Genomic DNA, 19,839 nt, shown 5'->3' with positions numbered 1-19,839 from the left:
GTAGTGTCGTGATCCATGGGGATTCAGGGAGACCGGAGGACGTTCTTCCAGCTGCTGGTCAGTACGCTGCTGGTATCGGTCATCAACTTCACCGTCTGGTTCGCGATCACGTTCTACGTGTACCTCCAGACAAAGTCGGTGTTCGCGACCGGTGTGATTTCCGGGCTCTTCCTGGTGATGACGGCGCTGACCGGCATCTGGTTCGGCAGCCTGGTCGACCACCACTCGAAGAAGACGATGATGCAGGCGTCGGCGACCGTCTCGCTCGTGGCGTACGCCGTGGCGTTCGTGGCCTACCAGGCCACTCCCAAAGAGTCCTTCAAGGATCCGACGAGCGTCTCGCTGTGGCTACTCATCCTGCTGCTGATGGTGGGCGTCATCGCCGGCAACATTCGCACGATCGCGCTGCCGACGCTGGTGACCGTGCTGATCGCCGAGGAGACGCGCGACAAGGCAAACGGGCTGGTCGGCACCACGTCGGGCGTGACCTTCCTGGTCACGTCGGTCATCAGCGGCGTGCTCGTAGCAATCGGGGGCATGTTCTGGGTACTGGTCATGGCAATCGTGGTGCTCACCGTCGCGGTGGTGCACATGGCGCTAGTACCGGTGAATGAACGGCCCGCGGAGCCGGCGCCGGACGATTCGGGCGAGGCCGGCGGACGCCGGGTCGATCTGAAGGGCACCGTGCGGGTGGTGCGCGAGGTGCCGGGCCTGATGGCGCTGATCCTGTTCTCCGCGTTCAACAACTTCCTCGGTGGCGTGTTCATGGCGTTGATGGACGCGTATGGCCTGTCACTTGTGTCGGTGCAAACGTGGGGATTGCTGTGGGGCGTTCTGAGCACCGGCTTCATCGTCGGCGGGCTGCTCATCTCGCGCACCGGTCTGGGCAGCAATCCGATCCGGCTGCTGTTGCTGATCAACGTGGTGCTGTGGACGGTGATGGTGCTGTTCCCGCTGCGATCCTCGATCATCATGCTGATGGTGGGCATGTACGCGTACATGATTCTCATGCCCTACGCGGAGGCCGCCGAGCAGACGGTCCTGCAGAAGGTGGTGCCGTACGAGCGGCAGGGCCGGGTGTTCGGGTTCGCGCAGAGCGTCGAGCAGGCCGCGTCGCCGCTGACCGCGTTTCTGATCTCGCCGATCGCGCAGTTCCTGTTCATCCCGTTCATGACCGATGGCGCGGGGGCGCGGGCGGTCGGCGACTGGTTCGGCACCGGCGTCGACCGCGGCATCGCGCTCGTGTTCATGCTGACCGGCGTCATCGGCCTGATCGCCACGAGCATCGCGCTGCGCAGCCGCCCGTACCGCCGCCTGAGCGACCACTACAGGGCGAGCACCCCGGCCGCGGTCCCCGAGCCAGCGCCCGCGACCTCGGCGTAGGGCGGCCCGGCCACTGGCGCGGGACGCCCGCGCGTCGTCGGCGGCGACCACGACCCGGGCCCTGGTCGCGCGCGCGGCGTTGTCCGGCTTTACCCCGGCGGGCGGCGCGGTCGGCGCTCGCCGATCAAGGGCGATTGCGTGGATCAAGGGCAAATGCACGCGGAAATGAGATCCAACAACGTGCGTTCGCCCTTGATCGGCGGAAGCGCGCCGCCGGCGGAGGCCGCGCCGCCCGCGCCGCCCGCGCCGCCCGCGGAGGCCGCGCCGCCGGCGGAGGCCGCGCCGCCCGCGCCGCCCGCGCCGCCCGCGGAGGCCGCGCCGCCGGCGGAGGCCGCGGCAGGCCGCGCAGCGGTGCGGGGCGGGGACGGGAGTTACGGGGATAGTTCTACGCAGCAGGCGCCCGGGCGGGGGACCAGGTGGGCCTCTACGCCGGTGGCGCCCAACCCCTCGACAAGGCCCGCCACGAACGTGCGGTTGAGGCCACACACCAGCGCCGTGTGCCGGTTCTTCAAAGCGTGGAACGGGCAGTTGTGCAGCAGCATGCGGCCGGCGCCGTCGGGCTGCGGTTCGAAGCCCAGCAGGTCAAGTGCCGTCGTCAGGTCCGAGCCTTCGCCCGCCAGCTGAGTGCCGATCTCGCGGCCCCGCTGCCCGGCGTGGCGGTGGGCGGCGTCGCTGGCGTTGCCGGGGTCGCTGGCGACGGCGTCGGCCAGGATCTGTGCCATCAGCTCGTACCGGCGTTCCGGCACTGTCACCGACAGGCCGTCGCCGGCCAGCTGGTACACCTTCGGCGCCCGCCCGCGGCCGCGCGGCTGGTCGGCGGGCGCCTCGTAGTGCGCGCGCAGCAGCCCGGCGTCGACGAGTTTGTCCAGGTGGAACGCTGCCAGGCCGCGTGAGATGCCCTGCGCGTCGGCGGCTTCCTCGCGGCTGACCGGGTGCGCCTGGCGCCGCACGTAGTCGTACAGCGCGCGGCGTGACGGGTCGGCCAGCGCGGTCACGGCGTTCCAGCGGTCCTCCACTCGAGCCAGATTATCACCAACATGGGCTGTTGAAATTCTCGGTGACGGGGTACAGGATGGGCGAATAACAACAACGCCGATTGGTAAAAATATGGAGCGCGCGAAGTACCGGCACCCGCTGCACCCCGCCCTGGTCGCGGTGCCGATCGGTGCCTGGATCGCCAGCATCGTCTTCGACGTGGCGTCGCACGTCGTGGCCGACGGGCGGTTCCTGGCCGAGGGCTCGCGGTGGCTGATCGGCCTCGGCGTGCTCGGTGCGCTCGCGGCCGCCTCGGTCGGTTTCGTGGACCTGTTCGCGATCCCGACCGGCACCCGCGCGTTCCGCGTCGCGCTCGTGCACATGACCCTCAACCTGACGGCGACTGTCATGTACGCGATCGGGTTCGCCATCCGCGGCGACCAGCCGACCGCGCCGGTACCGGCTGGTCCGCTCGTCCTCTCCGTGACGGCGCTGGCCGCGCTCTCCGCGGCGGGCTACCTCGGCGGTGAACTGGCGTACCGCTACGGCGTCCGCGTCGCCGACGACGAGACGCGAGTAACCGGATTTTCGAAGAAGGAGGACTCCTGATGGCTGTCGCCGCACTGATCACCTGGCTGGTCACCGCCGGTGGCGGGTTCGTGATGCTGGGAATCTGGCTGTCCAAGGGCGGCCACCGGCCGGGCGGGGGCAGCCGCCTCGCGCCCGGGCTCGTCTTCGGGCACTTCGCGCTGGCGGTCGCCGGCCTGCTGCTGTGGATCGGCTTCCTCGCGACCGACGAGGCGGGCCTGGCGTGGGCCGCGTTCGCCGTACTGCTGCCGGTGGCGCTGCTCGGCTTCACCATGCTGTTCCGGTGGCTGCCGGCCCGCCGCGCCGGCACCGTCGACTCGCGCCTGCCCGTACCGGTCGTCGCGGCCCACGGCCTGTTCGCGGCCACCACCCTCGTACTGGTGCTGCTGGCCGCGCTCGGGGCGGGAGACAGGTGACGTGTCAGTCACCCCGCTGCGCGTGACCCGGAAGCGGCCGCGCCCCGATCTGCCGGCCGCCGAGCAGGCCGCCGCGGCGCTCCTCACCGCGCTCGGCGTCGACCTCGGCTCGGACAGCCTGGCCGATACGCCGGGGCGGATGGCGCGCGCGTACGCCGAGCTGCTCACGCCGCGCGAGTTCCGGCTCACCACCTTCGACAACGACGAGGGTTACGACGAGCTGGTGATGGCGCGCTCGATCCCGATCCGGTCGGTGTGCGAGCACCACCTGCTGCCCTTCGTCGGCGTCGCGCACGTCGGTTACCTGCCCGGCGACCGGATCCTGGGCCTGTCCAAGCTCGCCCGGGTCGTCGAGCTGTTCGCCAACGGACCGCAGGTGCAGGAGCGCCTCACCAAGCAGATCGCCGACTGGTTGACCCTGCACCTGCAGCCCACGGGTGTCGGCGTGGTCATCGAGGCCGAACACCTGTGCATGACGCTGCGCGGGGTGCAGGCCGTCGGTGCCAGGACCATCACGTCCACCCTGCTCGGCACCCTGCGGGAGGATCCCCGCTCGCGCGCCGAGTTCTTCACTCTCGCCGGCATAAGCCCCCGGACATGAACCTGGAGTAGCCATGAGCACGCATCGACCGTTCGTCATTGTCGGAGCCGGCCTGGCGGGAGGCCGGGCCGCGCAGACCCTGCGCGAGGCGGGCCACGACGGCCCGGTCATCCTGATCGGCGACGAGACCGAGCCGCCGTACGAGCGGCCGCCGCTGTCCAAGGGGCTGCTGCTGGGCACCACCGCGCCCGAGGACGTCTACCTGCACCAGGCCGGCTGGTACGCCCAGCACGACATCGACCTGCGCACCGGCACCCGCGCCGTCGCCATCGATCCGGCCAGCCACCGGCTCGAACTCGGCGGCGGCCGGCACCTCGACTATGACCGCCTGCTGCTCGCCACCGGGTCGCGCGCCCGCGCCCTGCCGGTACCCGGTGCCGACCTCGACGGCGTGCTGAGCCTGCGGAACCTGGCCCACAGCTACCGCATCGGCACCGCTCTCAGCGAGGGTGCCCACCTGGTCGTCGTCGGCGCGGGCTGGATCGGCCTGGAGGTGGCCGCGGCGGCCCGCGCCCGCGGCGCCGCCGTCACTGTCGTGGAGACGGCCGCCGCCCCGCTGCGGCATGTGCTCGGCGACGAGATCGCCGCCGTCTTCACCGACCTGCACCGTGACCATGGCGTCCGCTTCCGCTTCGGCGCACAGGTGCGGCGGATGATGGGCACCGGCCGGGTCTCGGCCGTCGAACTCGCCGACGACAGCGTCCTGACCGCCGACGCGGTGATCGTCGGTATCGGCGCGCAACCCAACACCGAGATCGCCGCCGAGGCCGGCCTCGCGGTGGACAACGGCGTCCTCGTCGACGACGGCCTGTGTACCGCCGACCCCGCAATCTGGGCCGCTGGCGACATCGCGAACGCCTACCACCCCCTGCTCGGCACCCGGGTGCGGGTCGAGCACTGGGCCCACGCGCTCCACTCTGGACCGGCCGCCGCCCGCGCGATGCTCGGCCAGACCGTCAGCTACGACCGGCTCCCGTACTTCTACACCGACCAGTACGACCTGGGCATGGAGTACACCGGGCACGCCCCGCCCGGCTCCTACGACCGCGTCGTCGTGCGGGGCGACATCGGCAAGCGCGAGTTCATCGCGTTCTGGACCGCGGGCCGGCGCGTACTGGCCGGCATGAACGTCAACGTCTGGGACGTCAACGAACCGATCGAACAGCTCATCCGCGACGGCGTGCCCGTCGACCTGGCCGAACTCGCCGATCCCGACGTGGCGCTCGACGACGTGACCCGCGCTCACTCGTAGCGGATCCGCGGATCGAGCCAGGCGTAGAGCAGATCGATCACCAGATTCATCAACAGATACGCCATCATCAGAATCACCGTCAAACCCACCACCGTCGCGCCTTCCTTGGTGACGACCGCCCGGTACAGCTCGTTGCCGACCCCGTTGATGGCGAAGATGCCCTCGACGATGATCGCGCCACCGAGCAGGCCGCCGAAGTCGATACCCAGAAACGTCACGACCGGAATCAGCGAATTGCGCAGGAGGTGTACGCCCACGACCCGGCGTAACGGGAGTCCTTTCGCGAACGCGGTGCGCACATAGTCCGACCGGTAGTTCTCCGCGATGCTGGTGCGGGTGAGCCGCGAGACCACGGCCATCGAGCCGCTCGCGAGCACGAACCCGGGCAGGAGCAGCTGGTGCAGCGGCACCTCGGGGGAGACCGTCGGCGAGATGATTCTCCATTCGACGCCCAGGAGGAACTGGAGCGCGTAGCCGAGGATGAACAGCGGCACCGACATCAGGAACAGTGAGGAGACCAATACGAGGTTGTCGAGGAAACCCTTGCGGCGCAGGCCGGAGAGCACGCCGGCGACGATGCCGATCACCGCCTCGATGGCGATGGCGACGACGGCGAGCTTCGCCGTGTTGGGGTACGCGGCGGTGACGATGCCGGCGATGTCCCGCCCCCCGTACGTCTCGCCGAAGTCACCGGTGAGCAGGTTCGCCATGTAATGGCCGTACTGGATGGGCAGTGGTTCGTCGAGGTGGTACTTCTCCGTCATCTGCCTGATGTAGTCGTCAGGGCACCGGCGGTCGCCGCACTTGCCGGCGAAAGGATCACCCGGCATGGCCCAGACCAGCCAGTAGATCAGAAGCGTCGTTCCAAAGAAGACAGGAATCAGTTCGAGCAGCCGCCTGAGCACATAACGACCCATGCGATAAGAACGCCCGAGCCGGCGGAATCAGTTGCCCTTTGCCGAAAAGCGCAATTCGCTGGCCGTTCCGGGTTGGGCAAACATATATTGTTTTCCATGTTTCTAAGGATTGTGCGCCGCGCGATGGTCGCGGTGCTCGCGGGGGCGATCACCGTGGTCGTGCCCGCGACCGCCGCGCACGCCGCGGTCAACTGCGAGGTCACCTACCGGACCAGCGCCTGGTCGGACGGGTTCGCCGCGTCCATCCGGCTCACAAACCCGGGCGACGCCTGGGACAGCTACGCTCTTCGGTTCTCGTTCCGGGGCGGCGAGACCGTCACGAGGGCGTGGCAGCACGGCTTCGTCCAAAGTGGACCGAACGTGACGATCAGCAGCGAGGCGGGCGCGCGGCCGGTGCCGACCGGAGGGTCCGTCCGGCTCGGCTTCGTCGGCCGTCACACCGGCACGACCAGCACGCCGGCCAACATCCAGGTCAACGGCGTCTACTGCGCGCTTGCCGGCGAGCCGCACGTGATCGTCGAACCCGATCTCGTCACGTACTCCGAGAGCAACACCAGCATGCAAGCGGCGTTTACGATGCGGTTGAGCCAGCCGCCCGTCGGGCCGGACCACTACGCCATTTTCACCAGAACGGGCAGCGGCATCTGGATCACACAGCCCATCGTCTACTACTTCAACTCATCGAACTGGAACCTGCCGCAGACCTATTATCTCGGCGGCGCCCCCGACAACAACACCGTCGACGACCGGATGGTCCTGACGGTGTCGGTCAAGGACTACGCGCCCGACACGGTGATCATGCAGCAGATCGACAGAGGATAGGCGGCCGCGTCACCGGCGGAAGGCATGACGATAGGCCCGCGGCGGGACGCCTCGCCGCCTGACGAACTGCTCGCGCAGCACGGTGGCATTGGCGTACCCAACCCGCCGGGCCACCTCCTCGATCGGCAGTGTCGTCGACTCCAGGAGTTCCTCGGAGCGGAGCAGTCGCTGGTGTAGCACCCACGCGTGCGGCGTCGTGCCGGTCACCGCCCTGAACCGGCGGCTGAACGTGCGGGTGCTCATCAGCGCGCGCCGCGCCAGCTCGCTGACCGGCAGCGGTCGATGCAGGTTGGCGGTCGCCCACGTCAGGACGGCGGACACCTGTTCCTCGTCGCCGTCCGCGGGCGCTGGCACCGGTGCGAACTGGGCCCGACCGCCATCGCGATAGGGCGCGACGATGTGGCGGGCGACGGCGTTGGCCACCGTCGAGCCGTGCTCCCGGCGGACCAGATGCGCGTACAGGTCGATGCCCGCGCCTCCGCCGGCGCCCGTCAACAGCTGGCCCGCGTCCACGTACAGAACGTGCGGCACCGCCTCCACCGCCGGGTACCGGGACGCGAAGTCGTCGACGTACCTCCAGTGCGTCGTGGCGGGCAGGCCGTCCAGCAGGCCCGTCGCGGCCACGGTGTACGAGGCGACACACTGGCTCGCCACGATCGCACCACGCTGGTGCGCGGCCCGGATCGCGGCGGTGAGCGCGCCGGAGGGCTCGGCCGGCCGATCCGAGGGCAGCACCACCACCAGGTCCGCCTCGACCAGCCGGTCCAGACCCTCGGTCACCGTGAACGACATGCCGAGATCGGTCGCCAGCCGGCCGGGCCGATCGGTGCACGACACCAGGTCGAACGCGGGCAGGCCCGGCGCGCCGGCGTCCCCGAAGACGTCTGTCACCTGGCCGAGACTCGAGGTATGCACCCGATCGGGCACGTAGACGGCGATGGAGGAGAAACCGGTCACGGATAGGCACGCTAGATCGGCGCGCTTACATCTCACTTTCACGGCGCTGACGCCGATGGGGAAGGCCACCGCGGGCCTTCCCCATCACTTACCGTCTCCTACCAGGGATTCGTGCAGCCGTAGCCCGCGCGGGTGAACAGGCAGGCCCGGAACCGGTACGACGTCGAGGCGTAGGTCAGGGCGCCGCCGGTGTGCTGCACGCCGTCACCGGTGTAGGCGCGCGACGGCCCCCACTGCCAGCCGTTGCCGTCGCCCCGGTTGATCTGCAGCACGATCGCGTCGCCGTCCCCCCAGTTCTGGAGGCCGCCCGTCAGCTCCGCCCAACCGTACTGGTAGCCCCCGTACCGGCCGGCGCGCAACTCCACGAACGAGTTGTCGAACCAGACCCCGCCCACCGGGCTGAACCGGCCGGTGGTCTGAGTGACCTGATACTCGCTGATCCGGTCAGCGGGCGCCGCCTGAGCCGGACCGGCCGCGACCAGAGTGCCGACCATCGCCCCGATCAGAGCGGCGGTGACGGCTGCCGCGCGCATCGTCAACTTGCGCAACGTTTCCCCCATCTTCCATTGTGGACACATCCGCACCCACATCCACGACAAGACTCGCCACCGGGGCGCCGCACCAACCAGAGGTAGCCCCGCCACAAAGCACGGAATTCCTGCCACCCCGCCCCCACCCGCCCGCTCCCGCGCCCGCCGCCCGCCTGCCGGCTGCCCGCGCCGGCTGCCGCCGTCGCCCGCCCGCTCTCTCCCGCCCGCTCTCTCCCGCCGATCAAGGGCGAATGCACGTGGTTGGATCTCTTTTCCGCGTGCGTTTGCCCTTGATCGATGCGAATGGCCTTGATCGACGAGCGCGGGCACGGGCGCGGGCACGGGCGGGGGCGCGGGCACGGGCGGGGCGCGGGCGGGGGCGGGGCGCGGGCGGGGGCGCGGGCGCGGGCGCGGCGCGGGCACGCCCGCACGCAGCCGCGGCCTGCGCCCACCGGCGGCGTCGTGCTCAGGCAGCGAACATGGACCCGCCGCCGCACCGGTAGATCTAGACGAATGTGAGCTACCGCGACGCCCGCCGTGCGCACGACCGTAGCTCCCGCGGCCTCACCCACCGCGGCTGGTCACGCTCACCCCTTTCGCCGCCCACCCAACAACATCCCTGTTCTTGTCCCCCCCGGCCGCGCCCGGAGGCCGCAACATCCGGGATTTCGCTGCTACGCGCCGGGCGGGTCGTGTAGTCGCGGAGGGTGAGGCCGCGGGAGCGACGGCCTTGCGCACGGCGGAGGTCGCGGTAGCTCGGAACTCGCCCCTGGTTCTGGGCTTGCCCTTGCCCCGCGAAGGCCCGTCGATCAAGGCCATGTGCGTCGATCAAGGGCGAACGCACGCGGAAAAGAGATCCAACCACGTGCATTCGCCCTTGATCGACGGAAAGGGCCTTGATCGGCGCACATGGCCTTGAACGGCGCGGCGCGGACGCGCTGCCGGGCGGTTCGCGTGCGCGGACGTAGCGCGCGGCGCGGCCTACGGCGTCCGGTCGTAGGCTGCGCGGGCCGCGTCGATGTCATCGATGTGCCGCTCGGCCCAACGGGTCACGGTCGCGAGCACGGGAAGCAGGCTCTCGCCCAGCGGTGTCAGTCGATAGTGGACGGACGGCGGCACCGAGTCGGTCGCGGTCCGCGCCACCAGGCCGTCACGCTGCAGGACGCGCAGGGTCTGCGTGAGCATCTTCTGGGTGGCGCCGGCCACCGACCGTGCCAGCTCGCCGTGCCGGCGCGGCCCGGCGGCGAGCTCCTTGAGGATGAGGCTGACCCACCGGTCACCCATCCGGTCCAGGACGCGGTGGGTCGGGCAGCCGGCCATGGCCGTGAGGTGGGTGGTGCGGGCGCGCGCCCGCCGCTGGACCGCCGCGCTGGGCGCCATGAGACCTCCAGGCACTTCAAAGTGCGTACTGCCGGTGATGCCGGCCGCCAGCCTACCGTCGGGGCATGAGCATGATCGGAATCCTCGGCGCCGGCAACGTCGCCCGCGCGCTGGCTCCCGCACTGTCCGCCGCCGGTCACGGCGTCGCCATCGGTACCCGCGACAGCCTCGCCTCGACGGCCGCCGCGGCGGAGATCGCCGTCAACGCGCTGCCCGGAGCGGTGTCGGTGGACGTGCTCGGAGCAATGCGCGGGGCACTGGCGGGCAAAGTGCTCGTCGATGTCGGTAACGCCGTCGAGCAGGGACCGGACGGCTTCGCCGCGCGCCTGCGGTACCCGAACCTCGCGCAGGAGCTCCAGCGCGCGTTGCCGGAGACGCGGGTGGTGAAGGCGCTGAACACCGTGGGGCCGGCGCCCCTGATGGCCGACCCGGGCAGCCTCGCGGCGCCGCCCTCGACGTTCCTGTGCGGGGACGACCCGGCCGCCAAGAAGGTGGTGGCGGGCCTGCTCGCCGACCTCGGCTGGCCGGAGCGGTCGATCATCGACCTCGGTGGCGTGGCGAACGCGTGGTGGCCGGAGTCGTTCGTGCTGATGGTGCGGCCGTTGGTCGCCGCACTGGGCCCGGTGCCGTTCGCCTTGGCGGTCGCGCACTGAACTACCCCCGCACTGAGTACCGTAGTGATCATGCGGGTGGGGATTGTGATCCTTCCTGACCAGCGGTGGTCCGTCGCGGCGCGGCGGTGGCGGCTGGCGGAGGAGTACGGGTTCGACCAGGCGTGGACGTACGACCACATTGGGTGGCGCGACCTGGTCGACGGCCCGTGGTTCGACGCCGTGCCGACGTTGACCGCGGCCGCGCTGGTCACGTCGCGGATCCGCCTGGGCACGATGGTCGCGTCGCCCAACTTCCGCCACCCGGTGCACTTCGCCCGCGAGGTGACCGCGCTCGACGACGTGTCCGGCGGGCGGCTCACGCTCGGGCTTGGCGCGGGCGGCATATCGTACGACGCCGCGGTGCTCGGGCGGCCCGCGCTCACGCCACGGCAGCGCGTCGACCGGTTCGGCGAGTTTCTCGGGCTCCTCGACGAGCTGCTGCGCGACGGCCGCGCCGACTTCGCCGGGGAGTACTACAGCGCGGTCGACGCCCGCAGTACACCGGGATGCGTGCAGGCACCGCGAGCGCCGTTCATCGTCGCCGCGAACGGTCCACGCGCGATGCGCCTCGCCGCGCGGCACGGGCAGGGGTGGGTGACCACCGGCGAGAAGGCGGAGGACCTCGACGGCTGGTGGCGGTCGGTCGCCGCGCTCGCCGAGCGGTTCGCGGCGGCCGAGGCCGGCGCCGGGCGCCGGCCCGGCGAGATCGACCGCGTGCTCTCGCTCGACGCCGCGCCGGTCTTCTCACTGTCCAGTGTGGACTTCTTCGCTGACGCGGTCGGCCGGGCGAGCGACCTGGGCTTCACCGACGTCGTCACGCACTGGCCGCGCGAGAGCAGTTGGTACGCGGGCAGCGAGGCCGTCGTCGAGAAGGTGGCGAGCGAGGTGCTCCCTCACCTCGGGCGCGGGCCCCGGTAGGGGAGGGTCTGGCTGTACACGACGTTGGTGGTGGTGCTGCCGAACTGGGCCAGCTCGTCGACGATCTGCTCGAGGTGGCCCATCGAGGTCGCCGCCACCTTCAGCGTGTAGCAGTCGTCGCCGGTCGTGCGCAGGCACTCCAGGATCTGGGTGCGCTCGGCGAGCAGCTTGTGCAGCGGCTGGTGCTGGTTGCCCGGGTACTTGAGCCGCACGACGGCCAGCACGGCGTATCCCGCCCTGCCCAGGTCGACGTCGGCCCGGTACCCGCTGATGACGCCGATGGCCTCCAGGCGCTTGACGCGCTCGGTGGTCGCGGAGGCGCTGAGGTTGACCCGGCGGGCCAGCTCGGTGAACGGGACGCGGCCGTCGCGCTGGAGCTCCGTGAGGATCGACCAATCGACGTCATCGAGATTCTCGGCCATTCTGCCAAGATACCGGCAGATCCCCGGCGGATCGCCACCAAGGCCGGGAGAAGTCCCTTCGGAAGAGCCTCTCCGGTCGATAGCCTGTAGTCATGCGGATTGGCGTCAACGTCCCGAACTTCGGGCCCGGCACCCACCCCGACGCGCTGCGGGCCTGGGCGCGCACCGTGGAGGGGCTCGGGTACGACCTGCTGATGGTCTCCGACCACGTCGCGATCACCCCGGACGTGGCCAAGCAGTACCCGGCGCCGTTCTACGAGCCGTTCACCACGCTGTCGTACCTGGCCGGCGTCACCGAACGGGTCCAGCTCGGCACCACGGTGCTCATCGTGCCGTACCGGCACCCGTTGCTGGTCGCGCGCATGGCCGCCAACCTCAACGCCCTCAGCGGCGGCCGGCTCGTGCTCGGTGTGGGTGTCGGCTGGGCGCAGCAGGAGTTCGAGGCGCTCGGGGTACCGTTTCACAAGCGCGGCGCGCTGACCGACGAGTACCTGCGCACGATACGCGCCGCGTGGAGCGACAAGGACGACTACCACAGTGGACAGATCCCGATCTGGGTCGGCGGCAACAGCGAGGCCGGCATGCGCCGCGCGGTGCGGCTCGGCGACGCCTGGCATCCGTTGCGCTCGCTGACCGTCGCGGACCTGCGCGCGGCGGGTGACCGCATGGCGGTGATCGCCCGCGAGCGGCAGCGGCCCACGCCGGCGCTGGCGCCCCGCATCGTGCTGCGGTTGACCGATTCGCCGATCAGCGATCCGGGGCGGGTCGCCGGCGAAGGCACCGTCGAACAGGTCATCGGCGACCTCGACGCGCTGCGCGAGCTCGGTGCGGAGGCGGTCGTACTCGACACGTTCGGCGGCGACCCGGAGGAGACCCGCCATCCCGAGACCGCGTGGCAGGCACTCGCCACCGTAGCCGCACACCTTTCACACATCCGGACGGAGCAGTCATGAACCAGGACGACGAACGCCACCTGCGCCGCGCCATCGCGCTCGCCGCCGAGGCGCGCGCCGGTGGAAACCCGCCATTCGGGTCGCTGCTCGTGGGGCCGGACGGCGACGTGCTCCTCGAAGAGCGCAACACCACCATCACCGGTGACGACATCACGGCCCATCCGGAGCTGAAGATCGCGCGATGGGCGGCGCAGCATCTCGCACCGGACGCGGCGGCGAAGTCCACTATGTACACGAGCTGCGAGCCCTGCCCGATGTGCGGCGGCGCCCTGGCGCGTTCCGGTCTCGGTCGCGTCGTGTTCGCCTTGTCGGGCGACCAGTTGTCGACGCTCAAGCCGTCCGGCGGGTTCCCGCCGGTGCCGCAGGAAGGGCCGGCGCTGTTCGACGAGGCCCGCGTACCCGTCGACGGCTACTACACCTGACCCTCGCCCGCGCGCCGCTCTCCCGCCCCGCCGCGCCCTGCGCGCCGATCAAGGGCGAATGCACGTGGTTGGATCTCTATCTCCGCGTGCGTCCGCTCCCAGGCCGGCCCGGTGCGGCGTGTCGCCACGCCGGTTGCGCCGATCAAGGGCAAACGCACGCGGTTGGATCTCTTTTCCGCGGGCATTTGCCCTTGATCCATGCGAATGCCCTTGATCGGCGCGCAGGACGCGGCGACACACCGCGCAGGGTGCGGCGCGTACCGCGCAGGGTGCGGCGCGTACCGCGCAGGGCGCGGCGACACACCGCGCAGGACGCGGCGCACACCGCCGCCAACCCTCAAACCCGACGGCTGGCCCCGGCGACGACGGCGCGCCGCCTCACACCCGGGGCCCTCTCCCGCCGATCAAGGGCGGATGCACGTGGTTCGATCTCATTTCCGCGTGCGTTTGCCCTTGATCCACGCACATGTCCTTGATCGACGGTCCGTGCGGGCGAGGTCAGAACCAGGATCGAGGGCTGAGCTACCGCGACGTCCGTCGGGCGCCGGATCGCTGCTCCCGCGGCCTCACCCTCCGCGGTTTCACGACCCGTGCGGGGCGTAGCGGCGAAATCCCTGATACTGCGGCTTCCGGGTGCGGTTGAGGCGGCAAAATCAGCGTTTTTGTCGTCGCGTACGCGGCGCGGCGTTGGGGTGAGCGTGACTGGGCGCGGTGGGTGAGGCCGCGGGAGCAGCGGTCTGGGCCACGACGGGCATCGCGGTAGCTCAGCTCGTGCTTTGGAACCGGATCCGCTAGGTGCAGGGGACGCCGTTGAGGCGGGCGGTCGCCGGGTCGGGCCGGCCCGGACCGGTCAAGGCCATGTCGAGGTTGATCGTCTCGCCGGGCACGAGTGTGTCGGCCCAGCCTTCGTAGTAGAAGACCAGGTCGCCGCCGGTGTGCTCCCACGCCGTCCAGGCCCAGCTGACGGTCGTGCCGGCGGGCAGCGCGAAGCGGGCCGACCAGTGCATGACCGCGGCGGCGCCGGTGTAGGTGACGGCGACGCGGTGCATGCCCGGCGCTCCCGGGCTTGGTCCGGCGAAGCTCACCCGGCACGACGCGCCCGGGTCGGGCGGCGGACGCAGGCGCCCGGGAGCGGACGCCTCGGAGCGGTTGCCCGCCGGGTCCTCGGCGACCACGACGAGGGTGTAGTCGCGGTCGGGCACCAGGAACTGGAGCCGCGTGGTCGCCGACGCGTCGCCGTAGGTGAACAGGGTGCGGGTGGTGCCGACCACGCGATAGACGAGGTATCTGATGACGGCGACGTTGTCGGTCGACGGCGTCCAGGCCAGTTCGGCGGTGGTGGGCGAGATCGCGGTGACGGTCGGCGTGCCCGGCCGGCTGGGCGGCTGGGACTCGACTGGCGCGGTGCGGGTCTGGAAGGTCACCGACGGCGACGCCGGACCGTTGTTGCGCCCGTCGGAGGCGACGACGAAGAACGTGTACGCCGTGCCGGGCGCCAGGCCGCTGAAGCGGAACGTCGTGGCGCTGGTCGCGTTGTAGAACATGTCGCCGCGGTCCGGGGTGCGCTGCCAGATGCCGTACTGGACGACGCCCCGGTCGTCGACGGCCGGCGCCCACGTCATCGTGGCGTCGGTGTAGGTGATGCCGGTGACGACGGGCCGGCCGGGCGGACCCGGTGGCACGGTGTCCGGGGTGTCAGCGGCGGCCGCCCGGGCCGGGAGGGCCGCAGCCAACGCCACTGTCACCACGAGCGCCAACCGAGTCAGGTTCACCCTGCCATCGTCACGCTCAGTATCGATATATGTCAATAGTCCCGGGCTACATGGTCACCGCCGCCGCCGACCCAAAACCGAGATCAGCACGGCGGCGACGGCGATGTGCATCAGGGCGAGGATGGCCTTGGTCGCGCCGGTCGCCTCGACGTAGAACAAGGGCTGAAACGATGCCAGGAGCACGATCGCGGCGAGCACGGTCCAGGCGACCGCGGCGCGGCGGGTCAGCCGTTCCAGCAGCGCGCGCGTGCCCCAGGCGAGAAGGGCGACGGCGAGCGTGACGGCGGCGGCGAACGGCAGTCCGATGACCTGGGGCGGCTGACCGTTGCCGGGGTCGACCCGCAGGTCGACGTCCAGGATCTGGGCGGTGGTCCACAGAAGCGCCGTGGCCAGAACAGCGCCGCCGCCTGCGAGTGCGCCGCGCTGGATCCGCGTGGCCGTTGGGAGTTCTTTCACACCACGAACTTAGGGCGACGCGGGGAGACGAACCATGCGCCAGAGTCCCTTGTTCATATCTGATCGTCTTCGCCGCGATACTGTGGCCGCGTGGACGTACTCAGCGACGTGATCACGGTCATGCGAACCGGCCAACCACGCTCAGCGCGGGTGGCGTGGCACGCCCCGTGGGCGCAGCAGTTCGCATCCGTTCCCGGAGCCGCCGGCTTCCAGATCATCCTGCAGGGACCGTGCTGGCTCCTCCTGCCCGAAGCCGACCCGGTGCCGTTGGCCGCCGGAGACGTGGTGTTCCGCCCTCACGGACGCGGACACGCGCTGGCCGACAACCCATCGACAACGCCGACCGCACCCACGTGCGCCCCGAACGCCCCGCAGGTACTCCAGCGCTACGCCGCCGACACCGTCGGGACCCCCACCGGCGCGCCGGCCACCGTAACGCTCTGCGGCGCCTACGAGATCGATCCGGCCCGCGCTCATCCGCTGCTTCACGACCTGCCCGAGCTCATCCACCTGCCCGCACACCTCGGCAGGCATCCCGAGCTACGCGCCACCGTGGATCTGCTCGCCACCGAACTGGAACGACCCCGCCTCGGCACCGACGCCATCGTCCCCGCGCTTCTGGACACGCTGCTGCTGCACATCCTGCGCGCCTGGCTAGACCAGCAGCACACACCCGCGACCACCACCGGCTGGGCGGCGGCGCTCAACGACCCAGCCACCACCGCCGCGCTACAGGCCATCCACCGCGAACCGGCACGGCCATGGACCGTCGCGACCCTCGCCGCGCAGGCCGGACTGTCTCGGGCACCGTTCGCCCGGCGGTTCACCGCCCTGCTCGGCCAACCGCCGCTGACGTACCTGACCTGGTGGCGGATGACCACCGCCGCCCGGCTCCTCCAAGAATCAGACGCACCGCTCAGCGCCATCGCCACCAACGTCGGCTACACGTCCGAGTTCGCCTTCGCCAACGCCTTCAAACGCCAACACGGCACCGCCCCCGGCAGATACCGGAAGGAACGGCCCTAACTTTGTAGGTTATAAGCTGTTCCCGTGGAGCTGTTCGTTACCAAAAGCGAGTTCGCGTACCTCACCCTGCGCGACCGGATCCTCTCCGGTGATCTCGCGCCGGGCGCGGTCCTCAACCAGGCGACCCTCGCACCCGCCATCGGGGTCAGCACCACTCCACTGCGCGAGGCGCTGCGCCGCCTCAAGGCGGAAGGGCTGGTCGAGCTCGACGCCCACCGCGACGCCCGGGTCACGGAGCTGAGCGCGGAAGAGGCGCGCGACCTGCTCGAGGTGCGCCGGTCGCTCGACCCGCTCGCGGCCGCCCTCGCCGCCGAGCGCCGCACCGACGACGACATCCGTGCAATCCGCGAGGCACTCGCGGAGCTGGAGCCGCTGCGCACCGAGCCAACGGTCGGTGAACTCGCGGCGCATCGGCGCTTCCATAGCGCGATCCATCTGGCGTCGCACAACGAACTACTGATCGGCACGCTCGACGGGCTGTGGAACAGGTCCGACCGGTACCGCCGCCTCGGCCTGGTCGTCGAGCGCGGCGCCGACGAACGCGCCCGGATCTCGGCGGAGCACGCCGCCATCCTGGAGGCCGTCGCCGCCGGCGACGCCGCCGGTGCCACCGAGGTCATGCGACGCCACGTCGACGCCAGCCTCGGCGCGAAAGCGGCCTCGCGGCTCAGCGCCGGCTCGGCGACCGTCCGCCACGAGCCGTGACCGGCGCGACGCGCGCGGCGCTGCTGGCACATACGGTACTTGTCCAGTCCGTCACCTTCGTCCTGCGGCCGACCGCCACCTACCGGGCCATCGAGCTGGAGGTGCCCGCGCTGTGGCTCGGCGTGCTGTCCGCCAGCTTCGCCGTCGCGCCGCTGCTGCTGGCCGTGCCGTCCGGGCAGGCGGTCGACCGCCTCGGCGAACGCCGGGTGATGGTCGCCGGCGCGCTGCTGCTGTGCGCGAGCGCGGCCACGTTCCTGCTGTTCGGGCACGCGGTCGCCGGCCTGGTGGCGGCCAGCGTCGTGCTCGGCACCGGCCACCTCTGCTCGGTCGTCGGGCAGCAGGCCCTCGTGGCCAACAACAGCCCGGCGCACAAGTACGACGCGGCCTTCGGGTACTACACCTTCGCCGCCTCGCTCGGGCAGGCCCTCGGGCCCGGCTTGATCTTCGCCTTCGGCGGCGACAGGACCATTCCTCACACGGGCGCGATCTTCGCCGGTGCCGCGGCGCTGACCGCGGTGCCGCTGGTGGCGGCGCTGCTGTTGCCGCGGACCGCGCGGCGTCCGGCGTCGGAGAGCTCCGCGCAATCAGGTGTACGCGAACTGCTGCGCCGCCCAGGATTGCTCCGAGCCCTCACGGTGAGTTGCGTGGTGCTCGCCGCGGTCGACATCACGCTCGTGTACCTGCCAGCCCTCGGTGCGGAACGGGGCATTGCCTCGGGCGCGATCGGTGCATTGCTGACCCTGCGCGCGGTCACCTCGATGGCGTCCCGCCTCTTCCTCGGCCGCCTCGCCGCCGCCCTCGGCCGGCGCCGGTTGCTCGTCGGCAGCGTCGCGCTGTCCGCCGCCAGCCTGGCCGTCATGCCGGTGCCGCTGCCGCTGTGGGCCCTTGCCGTGGCCGTCGCCGTCGCCGGCTTGGGTCTGGGCGCGGGCCAGCCGCTCACCATGTCGTGGCTCGCCGAGTCCGCCCCGCCCGGCATGCGCGGCCGCGCGATGTCGCTGCGCCTCACCGGCAACCGCGCCGGCCAGGTCCTGCTGCCCAGCGCCGCCGGCCTCCTCGCCGCCGGCACCGGGGCGGCGGGCGTACTCGCGGTCACCGCCGCCGGTCTCGCCGCTGTCGGGGTGGCCGCCCGGCGCCTGCACCAGAACCCGCCAACAGGAGGAGAAAACCGTGCCTAACACCGCTGACCTGTACGACGAGTACGGGGAGAAGCTACAGTCCTGCGACACTCAGTTCCGCCAGTACGGCGGGCGCGCCGAGTTCCACGGCCGGATCGTGACGGTACGCTGCCACGAAGACAACGCCCTCCTGAAGTCCGTCGTATCCGAGCCCGGCGCCGGCCAGGTTCTCGTCGTCGACGGCGGCGGCTCCGTCCACTGCGCACTCATGGGCGACGTCATCGCCGCCATCGCCCGCGACAGCGGCTGGGCCGGCGTCGTCATCAACGGCGCGGTCCGCGATGTGGCGGTACTGCGCACGCTCGACCTGGGTGTCAAGGCGCTCGGCTCCAACCCGCGCAAAAGCGGCAAGACCGGCGCCGGCGAGCGGGACGTGCCCGTGTCATTCGGCGGCTGCACCTTCACCCCCGGCGCCGAGCTCCACAGCGACGACGACGGAATCGTTGTCCTGTAGGGCCGAGACGTCCCACACTCAGCCGGCCGCCGCCCGCCGCGCCGCATCCACGCTCCGCGCCTGCCCGGTGTGTCGCCCCGCCGTGCGCGCCGATCAAGGGCGAATGCACGTGGTTGGATCTCTTTTTCGCGTGCGTTTGCCCTTGATCGATGCACATCGCCTTGATCGACGTCGCTGAGGGCGCGGTCCGGGCGACAGCGCGCAGCGGTGCCGGTGGTCAGGCCTCGGAGATCCCCGGGAACGGTGGGCGCCAGGCCACGACCCGGCAGGAGTCGGGTATCTCCTCGCCCACATCAAGATCGTCAAGACGGTCGTGGAGAGGCTGGTGGACAATTGGGGGCATGGGTATGAAACCAGTCAATGTCACCGACGTGCTCGCGTCCTTCACCGACATCTACAGTCCTCGCATCGTGGCGCGGGTCAACGACTACGACGTGCGGATCGCGCACACGCTGGGGGAGCACGTCTGGCACGTGCACGAGGACACCGACGAGTTCTTCCTGGTGCTCGACGGGCAGTTCGACGTGGCGATGCGCGACGCCGACGGTACCGAGAGGACGGTCGTGCTCCGGGCGGGTGACACGTTTGTGGTGCCGCGTGGCACCGAGCACAAGCCGTCGTCGCCCGGCGGGTCGATTCTGATGTTCGAGCCGACCGGTACGTCGACGACCGGCGACCGGCATGAGGGCGACATACCCGATCATGTCGACAGCACCACCGGGCACGAACTGGCGCCGTAGCTCCTCGGGGGACTTGTCCGTCCACATCGGATGATGGCACGGGGGTCGGGTCGTGGATCGCGGACGGCGAGGCCGTGGGAGCGGCGGTCTGCCGCGCGGCGGACGTCGCGGTAGCTCAGATCCTGGTCCTGGTTCTGAACTTGACCCGCAGAAGGCCGCCGATCAAGGGCATGTGCATGGATCAAGGGCGAATGCACGCGGAAATGAGATCGAACCACGTGTGTTTGCCCTTGATCGGCGGGCGCTGGGGATTTAAGGATCTGTTTGTGATTTTTGTCGTGTTCGGGGGTGGGGGTCCACATAGGAGCGGTCGTCTTGGCAT

At 70.7% G+C, this 19,839-nt stretch carries 23 protein-coding genes; 15 read left to right on the top strand and 8 right to left on the bottom strand.

The annotated features are described in order from the left end of the window. Window positions 1-15: 15 nt before the first annotated feature. A complete protein-coding gene (locus tag QMG73_RS42805) occupies window positions 16-1,383 on the top strand; it encodes an MFS transporter (RefSeq protein WP_281905414.1) in 1,368 nt (455 codons plus the stop codon). Between the two features lie 371 nt (window positions 1,384-1,754). Here the strand turns inward: QMG73_RS42805 and QMG73_RS42800 are convergent, their stop codons facing one another. Then, window positions 1,755-2,399 (bottom strand): helix-turn-helix transcriptional regulator, encoded by a 645-nt coding sequence (locus tag QMG73_RS42800; RefSeq protein ID WP_281905412.1) that lies wholly within the window; start codon window positions 2,397-2,399, stop codon window positions 1,755-1,757. A gap of 91 nt (window positions 2,400-2,490) precedes the next feature. Here QMG73_RS42800 and QMG73_RS42795 point away from each other — a divergent pair, with 91 nt between their 5' ends. Genes QMG73_RS42795 through QMG73_RS42780 form a run of 4 tightly spaced genes read left to right on the top strand, consistent with a single transcriptional unit; the run spans window position 2,491 to window position 5,215 of the window. Next, a complete protein-coding gene (locus QMG73_RS42795) occupies window positions 2,491-2,967 on the top strand; it encodes a DUF2231 domain-containing protein (protein ID WP_281905410.1) in 477 nt (158 codons plus the stop codon). Further along, the gene (locus tag QMG73_RS42790; RefSeq protein ID WP_281905409.1) at window positions 2,967-3,362 is read left to right on the top strand and encodes a hypothetical protein; all 396 of its coding nucleotides are present in this window, start codon (window positions 2,967-2,969) and stop codon (window positions 3,360-3,362) included. The genes QMG73_RS42795 and QMG73_RS42790 overlap by 1 nt, the downstream gene beginning before the upstream one ends. 1 nt (window position 3,363) lies before the next feature. Then, on the top strand, window positions 3,364-3,963 hold the full coding sequence (folE, locus tag QMG73_RS42785; RefSeq protein ID WP_281905407.1) for a GTP cyclohydrolase I FolE: 600 nt from the start codon (window positions 3,364-3,366) through the stop codon (window positions 3,961-3,963). A 13-nt stretch (window positions 3,964-3,976) separates the two neighbouring features. Beyond that, a complete protein-coding gene (locus QMG73_RS42780) occupies window positions 3,977-5,215 on the top strand; it encodes an NAD(P)/FAD-dependent oxidoreductase (RefSeq protein WP_281905405.1) in 1,239 nt (412 codons plus the stop codon). Here the strand turns inward: QMG73_RS42780 and QMG73_RS42775 are convergent. Continuing rightward, the gene (locus QMG73_RS42775) at window positions 5,206-6,132 is read right to left on the bottom strand and encodes an ABC transporter permease (protein ID WP_281905403.1); all 927 of its coding nucleotides are present in this window, start codon (window positions 6,130-6,132) and stop codon (window positions 5,206-5,208) included. The two genes, QMG73_RS42780 and QMG73_RS42775, sit on opposite strands and share 10 nt — an antisense overlap. Before the next feature lie 96 nt (window positions 6,133-6,228). Here QMG73_RS42775 and QMG73_RS42770 point away from each other — a divergent pair, with 96 nt between their 5' ends. Further along, window positions 6,229-6,954 (top strand): cellulose binding domain-containing protein, encoded by a 726-nt coding sequence (locus QMG73_RS42770; RefSeq protein WP_281905402.1) that lies wholly within the window; start codon window positions 6,229-6,231, stop codon window positions 6,952-6,954. Between the two features lie 9 nt (window positions 6,955-6,963). Here the strand turns inward: QMG73_RS42770 and QMG73_RS42765 are convergent, their stop codons facing one another. The 3 genes from QMG73_RS42765 to QMG73_RS42755 all read right to left on the bottom strand — a co-directional run bounded on the left by QMG73_RS42765 (window position 6,964) and on the right by QMG73_RS42755 (window position 9,821). Beyond that, the gene (locus QMG73_RS42765) at window positions 6,964-7,911 is read right to left on the bottom strand and encodes a GlxA family transcriptional regulator (protein ID WP_281905401.1); all 948 of its coding nucleotides are present in this window, start codon (window positions 7,909-7,911) and stop codon (window positions 6,964-6,966) included. A 98-nt stretch (window positions 7,912-8,009) separates the two neighbouring features. Then, the gene (locus QMG73_RS42760) at window positions 8,010-8,471 is read right to left on the bottom strand and encodes a hypothetical protein (protein ID WP_281905400.1); all 462 of its coding nucleotides are present in this window, start codon (window positions 8,469-8,471) and stop codon (window positions 8,010-8,012) included. Window positions 8,472-9,422: 951 nt separating this feature from the next. Further along, window positions 9,423-9,821 carry a winged helix-turn-helix transcriptional regulator gene (locus QMG73_RS42755; RefSeq protein ID WP_281905399.1) on the bottom strand — a complete coding sequence of 133 codons (399 nt, stop codon included), beginning with the start codon at window positions 9,819-9,821 and terminating at the stop codon, window positions 9,423-9,425. A gap of 65 nt (window positions 9,822-9,886) precedes the next feature. Here QMG73_RS42755 and QMG73_RS42750 point away from each other — a divergent pair, with 65 nt between their 5' ends. Together QMG73_RS42750 and QMG73_RS42745 are read left to right on the top strand one after the other, a co-directional pair. Next, complete coding sequence (locus QMG73_RS42750) at window positions 9,887-10,474, top strand: NADPH-dependent F420 reductase (protein ID WP_281905398.1); 588 nt, start codon at window positions 9,887-9,889, stop codon at window positions 10,472-10,474. A gap of 30 nt (window positions 10,475-10,504) precedes the next feature. Beyond that, on the top strand, window positions 10,505-11,392 hold the full coding sequence (locus QMG73_RS42745) for an LLM class flavin-dependent oxidoreductase (RefSeq protein ID WP_281905396.1): 888 nt from the start codon (window positions 10,505-10,507) through the stop codon (window positions 11,390-11,392). On the opposite strand, the gene QMG73_RS42740 is transcribed toward QMG73_RS42745, so the two are convergent. Then, window positions 11,368-11,814, bottom strand: coding sequence for an Lrp/AsnC family transcriptional regulator (locus tag QMG73_RS42740; RefSeq protein WP_281905395.1), 447 nt, complete (start codon window positions 11,812-11,814; stop codon window positions 11,368-11,370). The genes QMG73_RS42745 and QMG73_RS42740 overlap by 25 nt on opposite strands. A gap of 92 nt (window positions 11,815-11,906) precedes the next feature. Between QMG73_RS42740 and QMG73_RS42735 the strand changes: the two genes are divergently transcribed. Both QMG73_RS42735 and QMG73_RS42730 read left to right on the top strand, forming a co-directional pair. After that, window positions 11,907-12,767 carry an LLM class flavin-dependent oxidoreductase gene (locus QMG73_RS42735; RefSeq protein WP_281905393.1) on the top strand — a complete coding sequence of 287 codons (861 nt, stop codon included), beginning with the start codon at window positions 11,907-11,909 and terminating at the stop codon, window positions 12,765-12,767. Beyond that, on the top strand, window positions 12,764-13,189 hold the full coding sequence (locus QMG73_RS42730; protein ID WP_281905392.1) for a nucleoside deaminase: 426 nt from the start codon (window positions 12,764-12,766) through the stop codon (window positions 13,187-13,189). The genes QMG73_RS42735 and QMG73_RS42730 overlap by 4 nt, the downstream gene beginning before the upstream one ends. Before the next feature lie 791 nt (window positions 13,190-13,980). On the opposite strand, the gene QMG73_RS42725 is transcribed toward QMG73_RS42730, so the two are convergent. Continuing rightward, window positions 13,981-14,961, bottom strand: a complete 981-nt coding sequence (locus QMG73_RS42725; protein ID WP_281905389.1) for a fibronectin type III domain-containing protein — start codon at window positions 14,959-14,961, stop codon at window positions 13,981-13,983. A 54-nt stretch (window positions 14,962-15,015) separates the two neighbouring features. Further along, window positions 15,016-15,417 carry a DUF6069 family protein gene (locus QMG73_RS42720; RefSeq protein WP_281905387.1) on the bottom strand — a complete coding sequence of 134 codons (402 nt, stop codon included), beginning with the start codon at window positions 15,415-15,417 and terminating at the stop codon, window positions 15,016-15,018. 90 nt (window positions 15,418-15,507) lie between these two features. Here QMG73_RS42720 and QMG73_RS42715 point away from each other — a divergent pair, with 90 nt between their 5' ends. The 5 genes from QMG73_RS42715 (at window position 15,508) to QMG73_RS42695 (ending at window position 19,517) form a co-directional block, all read left to right on the top strand. Beyond that, a complete protein-coding gene (locus QMG73_RS42715) occupies window positions 15,508-16,443 on the top strand; it encodes an AraC family transcriptional regulator (RefSeq protein ID WP_281905384.1) in 936 nt (311 codons plus the stop codon). A 24-nt stretch (window positions 16,444-16,467) separates the two neighbouring features. Beyond that, window positions 16,468-17,148: a GntR family transcriptional regulator gene (locus QMG73_RS42710; protein WP_281905381.1), complete on the top strand. Its 681-nt coding sequence runs from the start codon at window positions 16,468-16,470 to the stop codon at window positions 17,146-17,148. After that, window positions 17,145-18,323 carry an MFS transporter gene (locus tag QMG73_RS42705; RefSeq protein WP_281905379.1) on the top strand — a complete coding sequence of 393 codons (1,179 nt, stop codon included), beginning with the start codon at window positions 17,145-17,147 and terminating at the stop codon, window positions 18,321-18,323. The genes QMG73_RS42710 and QMG73_RS42705 overlap by 4 nt, the downstream gene beginning before the upstream one ends. Then, the gene (gene rraA / locus QMG73_RS42700) at window positions 18,316-18,777 is read left to right on the top strand and encodes a ribonuclease E activity regulator RraA (RefSeq protein WP_281905377.1); all 462 of its coding nucleotides are present in this window, start codon (window positions 18,316-18,318) and stop codon (window positions 18,775-18,777) included. The genes QMG73_RS42705 and rraA overlap by 8 nt, the downstream gene beginning before the upstream one ends. Before the next feature lie 341 nt (window positions 18,778-19,118). After that, window positions 19,119-19,517 carry a cupin domain-containing protein gene (locus QMG73_RS42695; RefSeq protein WP_281905375.1) on the top strand — a complete coding sequence of 133 codons (399 nt, stop codon included), beginning with the start codon at window positions 19,119-19,121 and terminating at the stop codon, window positions 19,515-19,517. Window positions 19,518-19,839 lie beyond the last annotated feature (322 nt).

Origin of the sequence: Phytohabitans aurantiacus (genome assembly GCF_027923225.1) — a bacterium.
Taxonomy (GTDB): domain Bacteria; phylum Actinomycetota; class Actinomycetes; order Mycobacteriales; family Micromonosporaceae; genus Phytohabitans; species Phytohabitans aurantiacus.
Note: the sequence above shows the minus strand (reverse complement) of the source record. Positions and strands in the feature narration are given on the sequence as shown.

What these genes read in the sequence shown, in the direction of transcription:
- QMG73_RS42790 (WP_281905409.1), top strand. Translation starts at nt 2,967, where the DNA reads ATGGCTGTCGCCGCACTGATCACCTGGCTGGTCACCGCCGGTGGCGGG.
- QMG73_RS42775 (WP_281905403.1), bottom strand. Translation starts at nt 6,132, where the DNA reads ATGGGTCGTTATGTGCTCAGGCGGCTGCTCGAACTGATTCCTGTCTTC.
- QMG73_RS42805 (WP_281905414.1), top strand. Translation starts at nt 16, where the DNA reads ATGGGGATTCAGGGAGACCGGAGGACGTTCTTCCAGCTGCTGGTCAGT.
- QMG73_RS42750 (WP_281905398.1), top strand. Translation starts at nt 9,887, where the DNA reads ATGAGCATGATCGGAATCCTCGGCGCCGGCAACGTCGCCCGCGCGCTG.
- QMG73_RS42735 (WP_281905393.1), top strand. Translation starts at nt 11,907, where the DNA reads ATGCGGATTGGCGTCAACGTCCCGAACTTCGGGCCCGGCACCCACCCC.
- QMG73_RS42760 (WP_281905400.1), bottom strand. Translation starts at nt 8,471, where the DNA reads ATGGGGGAAACGTTGCGCAAGTTGACGATGCGCGCGGCAGCCGTCACC.
- QMG73_RS42740 (WP_281905395.1), bottom strand. Translation starts at nt 11,814, where the DNA reads ATGGCCGAGAATCTCGATGACGTCGATTGGTCGATCCTCACGGAGCTC.
- QMG73_RS42755 (WP_281905399.1), bottom strand. Translation starts at nt 9,821, where the DNA reads ATGGCGCCCAGCGCGGCGGTCCAGCGGCGGGCGCGCGCCCGCACCACC.
- QMG73_RS42770 (WP_281905402.1), top strand. Translation starts at nt 6,229, where the DNA reads ATGTTTCTAAGGATTGTGCGCCGCGCGATGGTCGCGGTGCTCGCGGGG.
- QMG73_RS42745 (WP_281905396.1), top strand. Translation starts at nt 10,505, where the DNA reads ATGCGGGTGGGGATTGTGATCCTTCCTGACCAGCGGTGGTCCGTCGCG.
- QMG73_RS42695 (WP_281905375.1), top strand. Translation starts at nt 19,119, where the DNA reads ATGGGTATGAAACCAGTCAATGTCACCGACGTGCTCGCGTCCTTCACC.
- QMG73_RS42780 (WP_281905405.1), top strand. Translation starts at nt 3,977, where the DNA reads ATGAGCACGCATCGACCGTTCGTCATTGTCGGAGCCGGCCTGGCGGGA.
- QMG73_RS42795 (WP_281905410.1), top strand. Translation starts at nt 2,491, where the DNA reads ATGGAGCGCGCGAAGTACCGGCACCCGCTGCACCCCGCCCTGGTCGCG.
- QMG73_RS42730 (WP_281905392.1), top strand. Translation starts at nt 12,764, where the DNA reads ATGAACCAGGACGACGAACGCCACCTGCGCCGCGCCATCGCGCTCGCC.